Genomic DNA, 17792 nt, shown 5'->3' with positions numbered 1-17792 from the left:
CCTCGATAAAAAGCGCGTAGAGGTGTGGTGGTACAGGGCGCATTATCACTTAGCCACCAGATAAAACCAGTCGCCCTTGTAGATAAAGGTCGCAAGATGTTTCTTGTTAGTCGCCCTATTTGTCTGTAGGCAGATGCTTCGTTTTACCTCAGATAACGCCCGATTTGCATGGCGAATAGCCCACTGCGCGGGCCAAAGTCCCTATTACGGTTGAGCGTTCTGCATTGCTGGACGGCTTGTCACACTGACTATTCTGCTGGCCAGCCCACCAACCAACTGATGAATGGCTGTAACTGGCGCCTCTTGATTTGCGCAAATGCAGCCTGCGATCAGAATCCATCCCTAGTAGCTCGGCAGTGGCTCGTCCATGCTAATGCCATTTAGCTATATCTGCATTCTTAAATAGTATTTTTAAGAATAACTGCGCCTCTCTACTATCGCCTCCACGCCAATATCAGCCGTCTTCAGTCGAGCTGCGGGCAACATCATTCAAGGAGCACGATCATGAGCGCATCACTACGCAGCGTCGACGGTCAGGACGAAGCAAGCATCCTGCGTGAAATCCAGAGCGCTTTGCGCGACCTGCGATTCGGCGCAGTTGAAATCACTGTGCACAACGCACAAGTGGTGCAGATCGAACGCAAAGAAAAATTTCGTTTGCAGAACCCGGGTAACAAACCGAGCTGAAAAGCAAAACCTGTAGCCAACTTGTTGGCGAGGCGTCTGGGTGGCGATCTGTTTCATCAATCCGACCGCTTCTCGAACAAGGTGGATCGCCACCCCGGTCGGCCTACAGACATAAAAACAGAAAAAGCCAACAACGCATTCAGGAGCCTGATTCATGTCCATTCGCCGTTATGCGCTGGCCGCCCTTGCCAGTGCTGTGTTTGCCGGGTCCGCGGTCGCCAAGGATTACGAGCTGTTGAACGTTTCGTACGATCCTACTCGCGAGCTGTACCAGGATTACAACGCTGAATTCATCAGCTTCTGGAAAAAATCCCACCCGGACGACAAGGTCGAAATCAAACAGTCTCACGGCGGTTCGGGCAAGCAAGCGCGTTCGGTGATTGACGGTCTTCCTGCTGACGTCGTGACGCTGGCGCTGGCCGGCGACATCGATGAAGTTGCCAAGCTGGGCAAAAGGCTGCCGGAGAACTGGCAGACTCGTCTCCCCGACGCGAGCACGCCTTACACTTCGACCATCGTATTCCTGGTGCGCAAAGGTAACCCCAAGGGCATCAAGGACTGGGGCGACCTGATCAAGAAAGACGTTTCCGTGATTACGCCGAATCCGAAAACCTCGGGAGGCGCACGCTGGAACTTCCTTGCCGCCTACGGCTATGGCTTGAAGAGCGGTGGCAGTGAAGACAAGGCCCAGGAATACGTGAAAGAGCTGTTCAAGCACGTCCCTGTTCTGGACACAGGCGCTCGCGGTTCGACCATTACGTTCGTCAACAACGGTCAGGGCGATGTGCTGCTGGCGTGGGAAAACGAAGCGTTCCTGGCGCTGAAAGAAGACGGCGGCGCCGACAAGTTCGACATCGTCGTACCTTCGCTGTCGATCCTGGCTGAGCCTCCTGTCGCCGTTGTCGACAAGAACGCTGAGAAGAAAGGCAACGAAGAGATCGCCACCGAGTACCTCAAGCACCTGTACAGCAAGGAAGGCCAGGAAATCGCGGCGAAAAACTTCTATCGTCCACGTGACGCAGAAGTTGCGGCCAAGTACGAGAAGCAATTCCCTAAACTGAACCTGCTGACTATCGACAAGGATTTCGGCGGCTGGAAAACCGCGCAGCCGAAGTTTTTCAACGATGGCGGTGTGTTCGACAAGATCTATCAAGCGCAGTAACCCGTATTTGTAGGAGCGCGCTTGCTGTTGAAATCAGAACCCGCATTCATTTGCGGGTTCGGTGTGTTAACCAAGGACACTTATGTCGCGACGTACCTCCCCCGTCATACCCGGCTTCGGGCTGACGCTGGGTTACACCTTGGTGTACCTCAGTCTGATTGTGTTGATCCCGCTGGCCGCGATGTTCATTCACGCCTCGCAACTGAGTTGGGGTCAGTTCTGGAACATCGTCACCGCGCCGCGCGTGCTGGCCGCTTTGAAGCTGAGCTTCGGCACGGCGTTCTGTGCCGCCGTCATCAACGGGATCATTGGCACCCTGCTCGCCTGGGTGCTGGTGCGCTACACCTTCCCGGGGCGCAAGATCATCGACGCCATGATCGACCTGCCGTTTGCGTTGCCCACCGCTGTGGCGGGTATCGCACTGACCGCGCTGTATGCGCCCAATGGTCTGGTCGGACAGTTTGCCGCCGACCTCGGTTTCAAGATCGCCTACACGCCGCTGGGTATAACCCTGGCACTGACCTTCGTCACGCTGCCGTTCGTGGTGCGCACCGTTCAGCCCGTGCTGGCGGACATCCCGCGTGAGGTGGAAGAGGCCGCAGCCTGCCTCGGTGCCCGCCCGTTGCAAGTGTTTCGTCACATCCTCGTCCCTGCTTTGTTTCCTGCCTGGCTCACCGGCTTTGCACTGGCGTTTGCGCGCGGAGTCGGCGAGTACGGTTCGGTGATCTTCATCGCCGGCAACATGCCGATGAAGACCGAAATCCTGCCGCTGCTGATCATGGTCAAGCTCGATCAATACGATTACACCGGCGCGACCGCTATCGGCGTGATGATGCTGGTGGTGTCGTTCATTCTGTTGCTGCTGATCAACTTGCTGCAGCGACGCATCGAAACCCCATCCTGAGGAGGCGCACTTATGTCTGGTCCATCGCTTATCGCCGCTTCCTCCGCCAACGCTGCCCGTCGTGGCAGTGCGGTGTCGCGGCGCATTCTGATCAGTCTCGGCTGGCTGGTCTTCGCGCTGTTTCTGTTGTTGCCGTTGTTCATTGTGGTGTCACAGGGCTTGAAGTCTGGCCTGGGCGCCTTCTTCACTGCGATCTTCGAGCCGGACGCCTTGTCGGCGCTCAAGCTGACGGTGATTGCGGTACTGATTTCCGTTCCGCTCAACGTCGTGTTTGGCGTCAGCGCTGCCTGGTGCGTAAGCAAGTACTCGTTCCGCGGCAAGAGCTTTCTGGTGACGCTGATCGATCTGCCGTTCTCGGTCTCGCCGGTGATTGCCGGTCTGGTCTATGTGCTGATGTTCGGCGCTCAAGGCCTGTTTGGCCCGTGGTTACAGGATCACGACATCCAGATCGTCTTCGCGCTGCCGGGCATCGTGCTCGCGACGATTTTCGTCACCGTGCCGTTCGTTGCGCGTGAGTTGATCCCGCTGATGCAGGAGCAAGGCACGCAGGAAGAAGAGGCTGCCCGGTTGCTCGGCGCCAATGGCTGGCAGATGTTCTGGTACGTGACCGTGCCCAACATCAAATGGGGTCTGATCTACGGCGTGGTGTTGTGTACGGCGCGGGCAATGGGTGAGTTCGGTGCGGTTTCGGTGGTTTCCGGGCACATCCGCGGCGTCACCAATACCCTGCCGCTGCACGTAGAGATTCTCTACAACGAATACAACCATGTGGCCGCGTTTGCCGTGGCGAGCCTGTTGCTGATCCTTGCGCTGTTCATCCTGCTGCTCAAGCAGTGGAGCGAATCCCGTATTAACCGTCTGCGCCAAAGTGCGGCGGAGGAATAATTCATGTCGATCGAAGTCCGTAACGTCAGCAAGAACTTCAATGCCTTCAAGGCCCTCAACGGCATCAATCTGGACATCCAGAGTGGCGAGCTGGTCGCTTTGCTGGGCCCGTCCGGTTGTGGCAAAACCACGCTGCTGCGCATCATCGCGGGGCTGGAAACGCCCGACCAGGGCAGCATCGTGTTCCACGGCGAAGACGTATCCGGGCACGATGTACGTGATCGAAACGTCGGTTTCGTGTTCCAGCATTACGCGCTGTTTCGCCACATGACGGTGTTCGACAACGTGGCGTTCGGGCTGCGCATGAAGCCGAAAAAGCAGCGCCCGAGCGATAGCCAGATTGCGGCGAAAGTCCATGAGCTGTTGAACATGGTGCAGCTTGACTGGTTGTCGGATCGTTACCCGGAGCAGTTATCCGGTGGTCAGCGTCAACGTATCGCCCTGGCGCGTGCGCTGGCGGTCGAGCCAAAAGTGCTGCTCCTGGATGAGCCGTTCGGGGCGCTCGACGCCAAGGTGCGCAAAGAGCTGCGCCGCTGGCTGGCGCGCCTGCACGAGGACATTAACCTGACGTCGGTATTCGTGACCCATGACCAGGAAGAGGCCATGGAAGTGGCTGACCGGATCGTGGTGATGAACAAGGGTGTGATCGAGCAGATCGGCTCACCGGGCGAGGTGTACGAAAACCCGGCCAGCGACTTCGTTTATCACTTTCTGGGCGACTCGAACCGTTTGCATCTGGGCGAAGACAACCATGTGCTGTTCCGTCCACACGAGGTGTCGCTGTCGCGCCATGAGCTGGAAGACCACCACGCCGCGCAGGTGCGTGATATCCGGCCTCTGGGCGCAACCACCCGCGTAACGCTGAAAGTGGAAGGGCAGAACGAATTGATCGAAGCCGAGGTGGTGAAAGACCACGACAGCCTCACCGGCCTTGAACGCGGCGAGACGCTGTTCTTCAAGCCAAAGGTCTGGCAGAAGGTGGAGAGCATCTGATCAACGCATGACCGCCCTCGCCATACATGAGCTCTTGTTCGGCCTGTAGGCGCGAATCCATTCGCGTGGCGGCGGGGTTGATTAACCCCGTCACGCCGTCACGCTGACAAATCGGCTTCTAGAGACTGAAGCAGACCGAATCCGGACCTGCTCAAATCGTGGCCTTCATGTCTCTTTTGCGCGTAGCCCCGACGCGCTGTTCAATGGCGTGCTGCAAGTCCTTGCGCATGCCCAGCAGAAACGCCAACTCCGCCACCACAAACAGCGGGCCGATGATCAGGCCACTGATGTCGTCGATAAACGCCGGTTTGCGTCCCTCGTAGTAATGCCCGACGAACTGGATCGCCCAGCCCACGATAAACAACCCCAGCCCGGCACTCAGCCAGACCAGAATCGGTTGCTGCGCGAGGAGGGCGCCGCCCCACAGACACAGGCCCAGCAATACGGCCATCAGCACGCCAAACGCAACGTCCAGTCGAAGGTAGAAAACCGTCGAGGCCAGCACCACGAACGTGGCGGGCGAAAGCCAGAAACCGCCCACAAAACCACCGGGTAGGGAAAGGAGTACAGCCACTGCGAACACAATCATCGGGATACCTAGGAAATGGCTGACAACGTTCCGGGTATCCCGATGGTAGGACGCGTATTGGCTCAAATGGTCGGTGAGGTTTTTCATTGTTATTGCTCCCTCGTAGCGTTGATCATGCCGCTGCTTTTGGGGTGCGCACGCGGCGATTCACCCTAGCTTCAAGCAAACAATAGATAACAAAAAGGAGATTCACATGACGAATGGAACGCAATGGCGATCTTGGCTGATCAACGACCAGTGGTTCAATGACCTGCCAGGCAATTTGCAGGACAACCTGCTGGTCTCCATGCAACAGCGGCGTGTGACACCCGGCAAGCTGATCTTCAGGAAGGACTACCCGGTCTGTGGGTTTTACGCGTTGCTCGAAGGTACGTTGCGCGTGGGCCTGCCGTGTCAGCAGCGTCAGTGGCTCACGCCTCTTCCCGTTCGCAGGCCTTACTGGTTCGGAGAGGTATCGCTGTTTGAGGACAAGCCACGCTTGCAGCACATCTACGCCGAAGACCAAGTGATCACACTGCAAATGCCTCAGGATTCGCTGCGTGAACTGTTGCATAAACACCCTGAGTATCGTCGCTACTTTGCTGACTTGCTGAGCCGAAAGCTGGGCTTGAAAATCCCGCCGGCTGGCCAGTTCACGCTGCTGCCGACCCTTGAGCGTGTCGCCTTTCGTTTGTTGATGCTTGCCGAAGGTTATGGCGAGATCAACGGCTCGGTTCGGATCGTGCAACGCAAGGATCTGCCTTCCGAGCAGTGCCTTGGGCTTGCGGCAGAGAGCATCGACCGCACCTTGCAGGCATTGTGTGAGCGCGGGGTCATACGCCGCGATCACGACTTCATCTCCGTTCTGGACACCGACAGACTCAGGCTTTCGGCACGGCATCGGCTGACCGAATGAAAATTTGCGACCGTCGAACATTCAAGGCCCAAGGCCTGTCCGGTATTGGCTGGGCGTCATGCCAGTCCAGCGCTTGAATGCGCGGCTAAAGCTGCTGGTGTCAGCGAAACCCAGCAAATAGGCGATTTCGCTGAGTGAGCTGCCAGGGTCGCGCATGTGTTGCAGCGCCAGGTTCTGCCGACACTGGTTGAGGAGCAAGTCGTAGCTGCAGCCTTCGTCAGCCAGGTGCCGTTGCAAGCTGCGCAAGCTCAGGTGCAGGTTCTGGGCGATGCGCTCGGCGGACGGCTCACCTTCTGGCAGTTGCGTTTCGATCGCCCCACGCACCTTGCGCTCCCAGGTCAACGCGCTCAGCTGTTCAAGCGTGCGATTGAGGACTGCTTCATTGTGTTCGGCCAGCTCCGGATTGGCGTCGTCCAGATGGCTGTCGAAATCAACGCAGTCGAACTCCAGCAGGTTTTCTCCGGCATCGAAATACAGCGGAGCGCGAAACACGTCGTGCCACGGTGTGGGGTCTGCGGGTCGAGGACGAACGAGGTGAACGGCAATTGGCGCGTAGCTGCGACCCAAACGGTTGCGGCAGGTCCGCACATAAATCGCGGCGAAGGCGTCCATGGCTTCATTTGCCGGGGCCGGGCCACCCTCGGGGACGCTGAACCGAAATTCGTAACGGTCGCCTGCGCGCACAAAGCTCAGGCTAAGCGCATCGCTGACCACGGGGTGATAACGCACGATGCGCTCGAACACTTCGCGCAGCGAGCCGCTGGCCACCAACGCGTAGCCAAGGGCGTGGAAGGTGGTCGGGCTGACGAAGCGCGACACGCGCAAGCCCAACGCCGGATCCCCGCTGGCCTCGACCGCCATTTGCCAAAGCCGCGTGGTGATAGACACCGGATAACGCGCGTTGGGATCGCCCATCAGCAGTGGGTCCAGCCCCGCGGCCAGGCTCATGGCGTGACTGTCGAGCCCGATGGCATCGAGTTGCTTGCGCAACGCGCGGGTCCAACTGGCGAGAATACTGGGTTCAGGCATACAGGTTGGCGCCTCCGGTCAACAGGTTGGCGTTTACGGCAGTGCGATGTCGGGCCATACGGGCCAAAGTGAAGGCATTATTTTTTGATCATAGCGTTTGATTGGCCTAGCCAGAGGATGAAAGCATGCACGGCACTTCTGCAAGCCCCGCCGGACTGAATGCACAGCAGCGATCAGCGCATATTCGCGCCGTGGTCATGGCACGCGGAGACGAACTGCGGCGGCGGTATCCGGTACTCAACCATCAGGACACGCTGGGTGCCGCGATTCTGTTGTTCGCGCTGACCGGCATGATCGGCAGCGGGGTGCTTTACGTCGAGGGATACATGGCATGGTGGGCGTGTTTGCTGGTCAACGCGTTTCTCGCATCGTTGACCCATGAGCTTGAGCACGACTTGATTCACAGCATGTATTTCCGCAAAAAGCGGGTGCCGCACAACCTGATGCTGGCGCTGGTGTGGATGGCCAGGCCAAGCACAATCAATCCCTGGATTCGCCGTCATTTGCACCTCAATCACCACAAGGTCTCCGGCACCGAAGCCGACATGGAGGAGCGCGCGATTACCAACGGCGAACCGTGGGGTATGGCGAGGCTGCTGATGGTCGGCGATAACGTGATGTCGTCGCTGATCCGCACGTTGCGCGCCAGGACCTGGGCGCATAAACGCAGCATTCTCAAGCGAACGCTGAAAGTCTATGCGCCGCTGGCGCTGCTGAACTGGGGGGCGTGGTACGTGTTTCTGGGGTTTCATGCGATCAACGGGGTCGCGAGTTTGCTGGGCGCACCTGTCGATTGGGCGAGCGGGACGCTTGCCGTGATGCAGGTGATCGACATTGCCGTCGTGGTAGTGGTGGGTCCAAACGTATTGCGCACCTTTTGCCTGCATTTCGTCAGCTCCAACATGCATTACTACGGCGATGTCGAGGCGGGTAACGTCATGCAGCAAACCCAGGTGCTCAATCCATGGTGGATGTGGCCAATGCAGGCGTTCTGCTTCAACTTCGGCAGCACCCACGGGATTCATCATTTTGTGGTGAAGGAGCCGTTCTACATTCGCCAGATGACTGCGCCGGTCGCGCACAAGGTCATGGCGGAAATGGGGGTGCGGTTCAACGATTTTGGAACGTTTGGCAGGGCCAACCGATTCGAGCGAGCGGATGCAGCGGTCCAGGCGTCGACTGTATCTCGTGCTTGAACGATGCTCATGTAGGAGCGAACTTGTTCGCGAGACGTCGGGCATGGGTTGCTGGGTACTCCGCCTCGCCAACAAGTTGGCTCCTACAGACAGAAATTCTCTGTCGATAAAAATTCTGTAACAACTCCCCCGTACGCTTCACCTGTCCCCGGAAAAAAGGGAAGACAGTTTGCAGGGCCGTTCCTTAAGGCAGGGTGCGGCCCTTTTTTATGTGGCCCGGACGATTTGCCCCGAAAGTCACGGCATATTCTTTTAAGGCATTAATAAATAGCTCCTTATTCCTTAACGAATATATATCCCATCCCTATACTCGCCCCCATGAACGCAACATGCAGGAGGCAAACCCCATGCATAACGAGTCGATCCGCTACCTGATCCTGCCTGGCTGGCAAGGATCTGCCGACGATCATTGGCAAACCCACTGGCAGAACAGCTTGCCCAACAGCATTCGCGTGGAGCAGGCCGACTGGTTCAAGCCGCGGCGCGAAGACTGGATTGGCGAGTTGCAGCGCACGATTGCTGCCGACACCACGCCGGTCATTTTGATTGCCCACAGCCTGGGTTGCGTCACGGTTGCGCATTGGGCGCAATTGGCGCCGCTGGAAACGCTGCGGCAGGTGCGCGGTGCGTTGCTGGTGGCGCCAGCCGACGTGGAACGCCCCAACTGCCCTCCGGCAATCCGCAATTTCGCTCCGATCCCTGAACATTTGTTGCCGTTCCCGACGCAGGTGGTGAGCTCCGACAACGACTCCGCCGTCAGTGCTTCGCGCGCCATGGAAATGGCCCGCAACTGGGGTGCGGAAATCGGCATCATCAGCGGCGGCGGGCACATCAACGTGAAGTCCGGCCATTTTCGCTGGGAGCAAGGCTTCGCTTATCTCTATCGGTTGCAAGGCCGAATGGAGCACATGTCGCGCCGAAGCGCCTGAATCCACTTCGCCCTCAAGTCCATCCTGTACCAGCGTAATTGCGCTGCGTTGCCAGTCATTTTCCGAGCCGGGCCTTGTCGCCCGACGGCCTATTTATGCAACGCTCGGCTCCCGTGAGGGTTCGGGCGGGAGTCTGTCATGAGTCATCCCCCAACCTTCGGGCAGCCATTGCTGACCTTTCCCGACGCTGAAAAAAGCCCGCTGAGCATTCGCGCCAAGGCGCTGTTGTTTTTCGACCCTCGTTCCCGACGTCTACGCGAAGACATGGAGCGGCTGGCGCCTCAAGATATCCCCGTGCTGATTCGGGGCGAGCCCGGCACCGGCAAGGAGTTGCTGGCGCGGCATATTCACCGGGGCAGTGATCGCTCGGGGCTGTTCGTTTCGGTCAATTGCGGCGCGATCAGCCCGACCTATGCCGACGCAGAATTATTCGGTTATGCGGCGGGCGCACACAGCGGCTCCGTCAGCAGCCGTGCCGGGTGGTTCGGTTCGGCAACGGGCGGCACGCTTTATCTGGATGAAATCGCCGACCTGCCTCTGTCGATTCAGATCAAGTTACTCGCGGCGCTGGAAAACCACGAAGTCACGCGAGTGGGCGCGCAACAGCCCAGCCCGGTGGACGTGCGGCTGGTGGCTGCTACCAGTATCGATCTTGGCCTGGCAGTGGCTGCCGGAAAGTTTCATGAGCGCCTTTACCACTATCTGAGCGAAGGGCATCTGGAAATGCCAGCGCTTCGTGATCAGCCGGGCAACATCCTGCCACTGGCCGAGTATTTCCTGGGCATTTACAGTCAGCGTTTCGATTTCCCCATGCCGCTGATCAGCGACGCGGCGCAGCAAGTGCTGGAGCAGCACACCTGGCCAGGCAACACGCGGGAACTGGAGAACGTCATCCACTTTGCGTTGTTGGTGAGCAGCGGCGAAGAGGTGTTGCCAGAGCATTTGAATTTACCCATCAGTATCGACCCACTTACGTTGATCGAGCAGCAATTGGCACGCTGGGGTCAGGATGCAAAGGGTGAGCAACTCTTTGCAGTCAGGCGATTGCTAACGGAAGCAGATTTGCGTCTCGCGCAAGCATCCCAGTAACGCCAACACGCTTTGCTCCTGTGCTGCGACGAGATCGACGTCGCAGCCTCCGATCCTGTACGAAAATTTACCCGACGAAACTTCTTACATTCCATTCCTGATCCGACTACAGGTCCAGCCTCGAAACGACACTTTATCCTGCGCACTTTCTGACTTGATATTTGCCTGGCAGGCAGTTTCGGGCTGACGTTTGTTTCTTTTGGTTTCCCACGCTGGACAGTTATTTTTTTGTACATCAGTCTCACTCCCAAGACGTAAATAATCAGTCCGGTATAACTTGCTTGCCAGTCGCAAATAAGGATCTTTGCTTTCGGCAGAGTTGTAATTCGGTAGTTAATAATCTCGTCTTCGTAAATGGCATTTCTACGATGAGTACCTATGTTGGTAATAATCAATCTTCAAGAATAAAAGGACTTATTTATGCCTGTTTCACCAGGTGGCAATGGCAAAGCCAATGCCCGTAACTTTATTAGCTATATCGAGTCTGGTGTAGATCCCCGCACCGGCACCTACAGTTTCAGCTTTTCACTGTCCGACATGCTGGCCAATAATTTGAGCGGTCCGTCGTTTTCACTGAGGTTGGGTTTTGATCTGTTCAACAGAAAAGACCAGGGGTTCGGAATTAACTGGGCAATCCCCCTGACCTATTTTGATAATCAGGCGAAGACGTTGTACCTGTCCAATGGGACTAGCTATAAGGCTGAGTTTGCCAAGGGCAAATTCACGCTGCTTGATAACAAAGTCAAAGACATTGTTATCAGAAAATACGAACTCAGTAATGAACTCATCGTTGAGCATAAATCCGGAATTGTCGAAGTATTAAGCGCCCGACTGGCACCCAGCAATGTATGGAGGGTTGAGAAAATCTTCTCGGCATCCGGTAAGTCCCTAAACTTGGGCTATGCCACAAATTCATTGGTACTCGCGACTGTCAGTGATGAAAGCCAAACGCTGGTACGCGTCGACACCTCCCACATTAATCGTCCTTCGATTTCAATCTGGCCCGATGTTCCCGAAAAGCGGCTCACCTTCAGTCTGCAGATTGATCGACCGTTGCGCGGACTGCCTGGCACATTGCGTCAGATTTCATTGCATGAGGGTGCAAGCGATGCGGCCGTCGCGGCGCTCTGGGCATTTACCTATCGTGACATAAGTCTGACTCGGAACTTTCCTAACCCCAAGCTCACTGTGATTTCCGGGGTAAAGTTACCCACTGGTGCTACTGAAACCATTCGGTACAAAGAGGGAGCTTTTCAGCTACAAATACGTGGCAAGGATGATGTTGGATACCCGGCGGTTGTGTCACATCAAATAGTGCCTGGCGGAAGTCAGCCGACTATAGAATATGAATTCGTCTATTCCGCGGAAAATTACCTAGTTGTCAGTACAGGATTCTGGAGCCCAGGCTCAGGCGGCATTGTCGATTACAACTATCGCTACGACTCTACGCAGACACTGAACGTTAGTGGGGTGAAAGTCGTCACCCAGCGTACTTACGACATTCACCACCTGCAGGTGAGCGAAACGGTCCAGCAGAACGGAAAAACAGTCAGTACGCGCACTGAATATCACAGTGTGCCATGGCAGCCTGTGGCATATCAGCCATCAAATTATCAACTGCCAAAAATGGTGGCGGTCACTTATTTCGATGCGAATGCTCCCAAAGTCGAACGCACGGAATTGACACTTACACATTTCGATGATTACGGTAATCTGCTGAAAAAAGTTTCACCCTCCGGCGTTACGGAACTTTACGAATATTATCCGCCTGCGGGTGCTGACGGATGTCCGGCAGATGCACTCCCATTTGTCCGTTGGCTTAAACAGAAAACAGTGCTTTCGGCGCCTGGCCAGTTTCTGGCGCCGTCAACTGTCATCCGCTATCGCTACCGGAATCTACCGAAAGCAAGTGCTGATCGAACGCACTTCAATGTGCTGCAGCTGGAGTCAGTGTTTGAGGCGGACAGTACCGGTAAAACGGTGAAAGGGTCGGCATTCAGTTCCAAGCGTTTTGAATACAACACGAGTATTTCCAGCCCGTTCTTCGGTCAGATTGTGCGCAGGACTGAAAACACCCAAGGCGTAGACGCTATCTATGACTTTGTCTATGAGCTGAAGGACGGCATCGTCAAGCTCGACACGAACATGAGTGGTAAGGACGGCGTTCGCGCTCAACGTTCATCCTGGCAGGACGCGCGTACCGGCAAGGAGATCCGAACCCGAGATACCTCCGGCGTGGTGATCGAGACGACCTATGACCGTCTTGGTCGCAAGGCAGTCGAGGTTGTTGAACCCGGCAACACTGGCCAGGCTTTGAGAAAGTATGCCTATCGAGCTGCCGACGAATACGGCAAGCCGATGAGAATCGAGATGACCGATCCCAAAGGGGGCTTGACCATCACCTCTTACGACGGGCTAGGACGCGAGGTTGCGATTCAAACACAAGACCTGGACGCCGTCGGCAAACCAATGCGGGACGTATACCAGGCAACCTTTAACGGCACCGATCAGCTTACGCAGGAAGTGCACATAGACTGGCTGGGCGACATACCTTGCCGACTGACCACCCGTTATCTATACGACGATTGGGGTAACCGGCGAGCCCATATCGGGCCTGACAATGTGACTAACCACGATCAATACGATCCCATTCTGCTGACCCAAAGCCGTTGGCGAGACGGGATGGGGAAAACCGTGGCGAAGAAAAATCTGTTCGGCAAAGACGACAAGGTCGAGCGTATCGCAGTGAATGGAAGACCCGCTGGCTTCACCAGTTACCTGTATGACGGGTTGGGCCGCTGCGTGCGAAAAACCGCTCCTCAAAATAGGGTGACGTCTTTTACCTACGACTTCGCCAATCGTTTAACGACTACGCAATTGCCGGACATGACACTGATCAAAAAGGAGTACGCCCAACACAGTGCCGGCGATTATCCGAGCCAGATCTGGGTCAATGATTACCTCGCCGGGGAGCGAGTCTACGATGGTTTGATGCGCGTAACGGAGGTCCGTGTGGGTGGCCGCGTCGAGAAATTCCAGTACGCCGGAGCAGCGAAGCAGCCAAGTGTTCACACACGAGCCAGCGGTGTAGTGATCAAGTATTCCAACAGCACACTCCCAGGGGCGCCGGTGCTGCAGCGCTCAGTCAACGGCAAACCCCATTTGACGACCACTTTTGGCTACAACGAGATTGACGGCCAGTTGATCTCTGCCTCGCTGCCATCGAACCGCCAGGAGCGCGACTACTCTGCGAATGGCAAACTGATTACCGAGCGCTTGCTTGAAGGTGGTGTGCGGCATAAATCCGGGCATGTGTCTTCACTGCGTGGGTTGCCCCTGAGGGATACCGACGCCAGTGGCATGACCACGATCACACGCTATGACGGGTTGTGTCGAGTGACCGAGGTCGAGCAGGGCTCCGTCACTGTTCGCTTCAGTTACAACGCAGGCGGGGAAATCGCCAAAACAGATAGTTTCGATGCTGCCAGTAATAACAGGCTGATCACCGAGCTTGAGTACGATGATTTTGGGCGTGAGGTCCGGCGTTGGCTTAAGGCCAGTGGCGCACAGGTTCAAGAGTTGGCTCAGAGGTTTGACGGCAACGACCGATTGGTCAGGCGATCATTGCTTCACGGCAACACCTTCGTACTTAACGAGCGCTTCGATTATGACTCGCGAGGACGCTTGAGTTCCTGCGAATATTCGGGGCTGCGCAGGCCTCTAGACCCCCATGGTAATACGGTCGCCCGAGAGTATTTCCGGTACGACGAAATGGACAATATCGTCTGGCTCAGAACTGTATTCAAAAACGGCAGCAACGATGCCACTTACCACTATGAAAACCGTGATAAGACCCAACTGACGCGTGTCACTCATACCCACCCTGACTACGCCGCCCAGCCGGTAGTGTTGCGATATGACATTGACGGCAATCAGCTCAACGATGAAAGGGGTCGTCAACTTAACTACAACGAACTTGGCCGCCTGGCCTCGGTAACGGAGGTACGGCCATGAACACGTCGACCGCATTGATCAGCTATCGCTACGACGCACTGGACCGCTTGATTGGCATTGACCGGGCAGGAAGCCCTGGATGTACACGCTTTTATGGCAACGGTGCAGTGTCCTGTCAACTTCAGGGCACCGAAAGCCAAAGCTTCTTGAGGCATGCAAACCAGTGGTTGGGCCAGTCCCGTCAAGGAGAGGGCGTCGCCGAAACCAGCCTGTTGGCCACCAATCAGCAAAACACCATTTTGCAGGCGATCTGCGGTAATCAGGTCGAGCATATCGCCTACACCTCTTACGGTCATCGCCCTGCATCCAGGGGCTTGAACTCTCTTTTGGGCTTTAACGGCGAACAGTCAGATCCGGTGACTGGCTGCTATCTGCTGGGTAACGGATACCGGACTTATAACCCTGTGTTGATGCGCTTTCACAGCCCGGACAGCATGAGTCCGTTTGACGCAGGCGGTATCAATCCCTATGCGTACTGCCTTGGAGATCCGGTGAACTTGAGCGATCCGACGGGGCACTTCTCCTGGCGATCCATTTTGAAAATCGGACTCGCCGTAGTCGCGGTTGCCATTTCGGTCGCTACCGTCGCGGTGTTGCCTGTCTCGGGTTTCGCGGCGGTCGGACTGGCGCTTGATATAGGCTCGAACATATTGAGTATCGCCGGGGTGATCGCTGAAGAGACCTCGCCCGATTCAGAAGCAGGAGCGATACTTGGGCAGTTGAGCCTGGGCCTGACCGTGGGGGCATTGGTCTTTGGTCGAATCGGGGCGCGTAGTCCGAAACCTGCCACAGCGCTGAACAGACGAGGGATCTTCTCCCCTCGCGCGGTAACCCCTCTGCGCCGACAAGGGGCGATCAGGGTCAGCAACGGGCGAGCCTTGCAAGGTTTCAACGGTGCGGCAAACCTGACATCCCGATCACGTAACACAGTGGCGCTCACTGAGGCGTTAAAGACAGCCGGTGATTACACGAAATACATCAAATACCCGTTCAAAGCCTTTGAAGCACTCAATGACTACGTAGTGCCTTATCTGAAAAGTCCGCAGGGTGAATCGCCGGAAACCGGGGAGTCGGGCTCCAACGGTTACTCGGCTGCGTCAAGCCAAAGCCTGACCGAGTTCCTGAGCCTGGATGACGAACGCATCCAGACCATTCGCGGCATCGGTTGATGGTGCGCGAACGGCGAGTCAGTGCTTGGAAAAGTACTCAGTCAGGAAGCGCTGTATTTCTGACCGAAAAAGCATAAGCATTGACTGAAAAATTATTGTCGGGGAATAAGAAAAATCGGTAATGTCCGCTCCACGCCGCCGACCACTTGGGTCGGCGGCATTCTTGCCAGCTCAAGTCGCCCATTGAAGGCGGCCGGATTTTCCTAAGGACATTGCATGAAAAAGACGTTGCTGTTGACCGCTCTGGCGGCCGCACTTTCCATCGGCCTGGCTCAGGCAGGTGAAAAACTGGTCGTTGGCGCTACTCCGGTTCCTCACGCCGAGATCCTCGAACTGATCAAGCCTGAGCTGGCCAAAGAAGGCGTGGACCTGGAAATCAAGGTGTTCACCGACTACGTACAGCCGAACGTGCAACTGAACGAAAAACGCCTGGACGCCAACTACTTCCAGACCAAGCCTTACCTTGATGGCTTCAACAAGGGCAAGAACGCTCATCTGGTGACCGGTGTCGGCGTTCACGTTGAACCGTTTGGCGGCTACTCCAATAAGTACAAGTCCATTGCTGATCTGCCGGAAGGCGCAACCATCGCCATTCCAAACGAAGGCAGCAACGCCGGTCGCGCGCTGTTGCTGTTGCAGAAAAACGGCTTGATTACCTTGAAGGACCCAACCGATGCGTTGGCCACCCCGAAAGACATCGCGACCAATCCGAAAAAATTCAAATTCCGCGAACTGGAATCCGCCGTACTGCCACGCGCCCTGAGCCAGGTTGACCTTGCCCTGATCAACACCAACTACGCGCTGGAAGCCAAGCTCAATCCGAAGAAAGACGCGCTGATCATCGAAGGTGCCGATTCGCCGTATGTGAACTTCCTGGTGACCCGCGAAGATAACGCTCACACCGACGCGATCAACAAATTGTCGAAAGCGCTGACCAGCCAGCAAGTCAAAGACTTCATCAACAAGAAGTACGACGGTGCGGTCTTGCCGGCGTTCTAATGGTTTGAAGTAGCGGTAGCAACAAGAGTCCGGGGCGCAATAACGTGCTCCGGACTTTCTATTTTTAACGTCCTGACACGATCTGTTCGTTGAGTCCTACAGCGCCTAACTAGGTTTGCCTTCATTCAGCGTAGTTGATACGCCATTGTATGTTTTCCTGATAAACGATTAATTAGTGGCGGTCGATAACTCTACGAAGTTAGCGAAAACTGCTGCCATGGGCGTTGTGCCCCATGAGTAATTAATTGTCTAAGCATTAGGGAAACATGTCATGGAAGATCGAAAGGATTTGAGTGAGTCGACGTGGGTCGATTTGAAGCTCATGAGCATCGAGGCAACCAATAGCCATCTGCTGTATGCAAACGGATTGCAACAGGTCGAACTGCTCGTTCGGGTTCTTGGGATAGACGCAAACGGCCACGATGAAGCAATCAGCGATGAAGAGCTCCAAAGTCTTGAGTTGTTCGATGCGCGTGGTACAGACATCGAAATAACGTTGCAAAAGGTGCAAGACAGTTACAGCTATAAAAACGACCCAGAGGTCGAGTACAAAGGCTGGGGTTGGGGTTACAGGCGCAATGCTGAAATCCTGCCGCTTTCTGCGACGGGCGATGCCCCGCCATCACCCACACCGGCCACCAGCACCCATGAGCGGCGTGTGAAGATTTACTTGCATACGCGGACCGCTCAGCCACTTCATCTGGGATTTCGTATTACTCAGCAAGGCGGTGACGTATTCCATTCCGGGGACATGGCCGGCGGCGTAGCCCGACTTCTGTCGATCCCGCCGAAGGTATACAGCCCGGCGCACTACACCTTCCGACACGACCACCGCAGAACGGAACTTAACGCCAGCGGCAACGAAGTTGATTTCATCTGCTACACGCTGTCGCTGTTTGAAAATGGTGCGCGTATCGAGTTTCTTCCGGATTTTACGGTGCCTGGACAAGTGGGCATGCTTGATCTCGGTAAAGATATTCAGCAAGTGGGCACTTACGCGGGTACTTCATTGTCGGGCGGACATGAGTTCCACACCTACATCGAGCGTGCCCATCTTCCTCGGGTGCCTGCCAGCGTCAAACGCTCCGGTGATATTCCATTGGTGCTTGGATGGCAGACACCGCTTAAACGAATAGGTGACCACTTCGCGAGTCTCCAGCCTATCTTCTTCAAGACGGTCGATCACTACGGCAATGCCCATAATATTGGCGTTTCCTTTACCGAAGACAAGCAAGCTTTGAAGCTCACTTAA

The 17792-nt window shown here is 56.0% G+C and carries 15 protein-coding genes; 13 read left to right on the top strand and 2 right to left on the bottom strand.

The features are described from left to right. Window positions 1-504 precede the first annotated feature (504 nt). The 5 genes from oscA (at window position 505) to OYW20_RS25060 (ending at window position 4631) form a co-directional block, all read left to right on the top strand. Window positions 505-687 (top strand): sulfur starvation response protein OscA, encoded by a 183-nt coding sequence (oscA, locus tag OYW20_RS25080; protein ID WP_074752461.1) that lies wholly within the window; start codon window positions 505-507, stop codon window positions 685-687. 154 nt (window positions 688-841) lie between these two features. Continuing rightward, window positions 842-1849 carry a sulfate ABC transporter substrate-binding protein gene (locus tag OYW20_RS25075; protein ID WP_268798549.1) on the top strand — a complete coding sequence of 336 codons (1008 nt, stop codon included), beginning with the start codon at window positions 842-844 and terminating at the stop codon, window positions 1847-1849. 82 nt (window positions 1850-1931) lie between these two features. Next, complete coding sequence (gene cysT, locus OYW20_RS25070) at window positions 1932-2753, top strand: sulfate ABC transporter permease subunit CysT (protein ID WP_268798547.1); 822 nt, start codon at window positions 1932-1934, stop codon at window positions 2751-2753. A gap of 12 nt (window positions 2754-2765) precedes the next feature. Next, window positions 2766-3638 carry a sulfate ABC transporter permease subunit CysW gene (cysW, locus tag OYW20_RS25065; protein ID WP_268798546.1) on the top strand — a complete coding sequence of 291 codons (873 nt, stop codon included), beginning with the start codon at window positions 2766-2768 and terminating at the stop codon, window positions 3636-3638. Between the two features lie 3 nt (window positions 3639-3641). Further along, window positions 3642-4631 carry a sulfate/molybdate ABC transporter ATP-binding protein gene (locus tag OYW20_RS25060; RefSeq protein WP_268798545.1) on the top strand — a complete coding sequence of 330 codons (990 nt, stop codon included), beginning with the start codon at window positions 3642-3644 and terminating at the stop codon, window positions 4629-4631. A 151-nt stretch (window positions 4632-4782) separates the two neighbouring features. On the opposite strand, the gene OYW20_RS25055 is transcribed toward OYW20_RS25060, so the two are convergent. Continuing rightward, complete coding sequence (locus OYW20_RS25055) at window positions 4783-5307, bottom strand: Mpo1 family 2-hydroxy fatty acid dioxygenase (protein WP_268798544.1); 525 nt, start codon at window positions 5305-5307, stop codon at window positions 4783-4785. Window positions 5308-5413: 106 nt separating this feature from the next. On the opposite strand from OYW20_RS25055, the gene OYW20_RS25050 reads away from it, so the two are divergent. Next, the gene (locus OYW20_RS25050; protein ID WP_268798543.1) at window positions 5414-6115 is read left to right on the top strand and encodes a Crp/Fnr family transcriptional regulator; all 702 of its coding nucleotides are present in this window, start codon (window positions 5414-5416) and stop codon (window positions 6113-6115) included. 21 nt (window positions 6116-6136) lie between these two features. On the opposite strand, the gene OYW20_RS25045 is transcribed toward OYW20_RS25050, so the two are convergent. Continuing rightward, window positions 6137-7144 (bottom strand): AraC family transcriptional regulator, encoded by a 1008-nt coding sequence (locus OYW20_RS25045; protein ID WP_268798542.1) that lies wholly within the window; start codon window positions 7142-7144, stop codon window positions 6137-6139. Window positions 7145-7269: 125 nt separating this feature from the next. On the opposite strand from OYW20_RS25045, the gene OYW20_RS25040 reads away from it, so the two are divergent. The 7 genes from OYW20_RS25040 (at window position 7270) to OYW20_RS25010 (ending at window position 17792) form a co-directional block, all read left to right on the top strand. Next, on the top strand, window positions 7270-8340 hold the full coding sequence (locus tag OYW20_RS25040; protein WP_268798541.1) for a fatty acid desaturase: 1071 nt from the start codon (window positions 7270-7272) through the stop codon (window positions 8338-8340). 347 nt (window positions 8341-8687) lie between these two features. Then, complete coding sequence (locus tag OYW20_RS25035) at window positions 8688-9269, top strand: alpha/beta hydrolase (protein ID WP_268798540.1); 582 nt, start codon at window positions 8688-8690, stop codon at window positions 9267-9269. A 138-nt stretch (window positions 9270-9407) separates the two neighbouring features. Then, a complete protein-coding gene (locus OYW20_RS25030; RefSeq protein ID WP_268798539.1) occupies window positions 9408-10358 on the top strand; it encodes a sigma 54-interacting transcriptional regulator in 951 nt (316 codons plus the stop codon). Window positions 10359-10778: 420 nt separating this feature from the next. Further along, window positions 10779-14372, top strand: a complete 3594-nt coding sequence (locus OYW20_RS25025; RefSeq protein ID WP_268798538.1) for an RHS repeat domain-containing protein — start codon at window positions 10779-10781, stop codon at window positions 14370-14372. Beyond that, on the top strand, window positions 14369-15541 hold the full coding sequence (locus OYW20_RS25020; protein ID WP_268798537.1) for an RHS repeat-associated core domain-containing protein: 1173 nt from the start codon (window positions 14369-14371) through the stop codon (window positions 15539-15541). The genes OYW20_RS25025 and OYW20_RS25020 overlap by 4 nt, the downstream gene beginning before the upstream one ends. A gap of 216 nt (window positions 15542-15757) precedes the next feature. After that, a complete protein-coding gene (locus OYW20_RS25015) occupies window positions 15758-16540 on the top strand; it encodes a MetQ/NlpA family ABC transporter substrate-binding protein (RefSeq protein WP_268798535.1) in 783 nt (260 codons plus the stop codon). 271 nt (window positions 16541-16811) lie between these two features. Then, window positions 16812-17792 (top strand): hypothetical protein, encoded by a 981-nt coding sequence (locus OYW20_RS25010; RefSeq protein WP_268798534.1) that lies wholly within the window; start codon window positions 16812-16814, stop codon window positions 17790-17792.

The sequence above is a fragment of the Pseudomonas sp. BSw22131 genome (assembly GCF_026810445.1).
Lineage (GTDB): Bacteria > Pseudomonadota > Gammaproteobacteria > Pseudomonadales > Pseudomonadaceae > Aquipseudomonas > Aquipseudomonas huanghezhanensis.
This window is presented reverse-complemented; position numbering and strand designations above follow the sequence as displayed.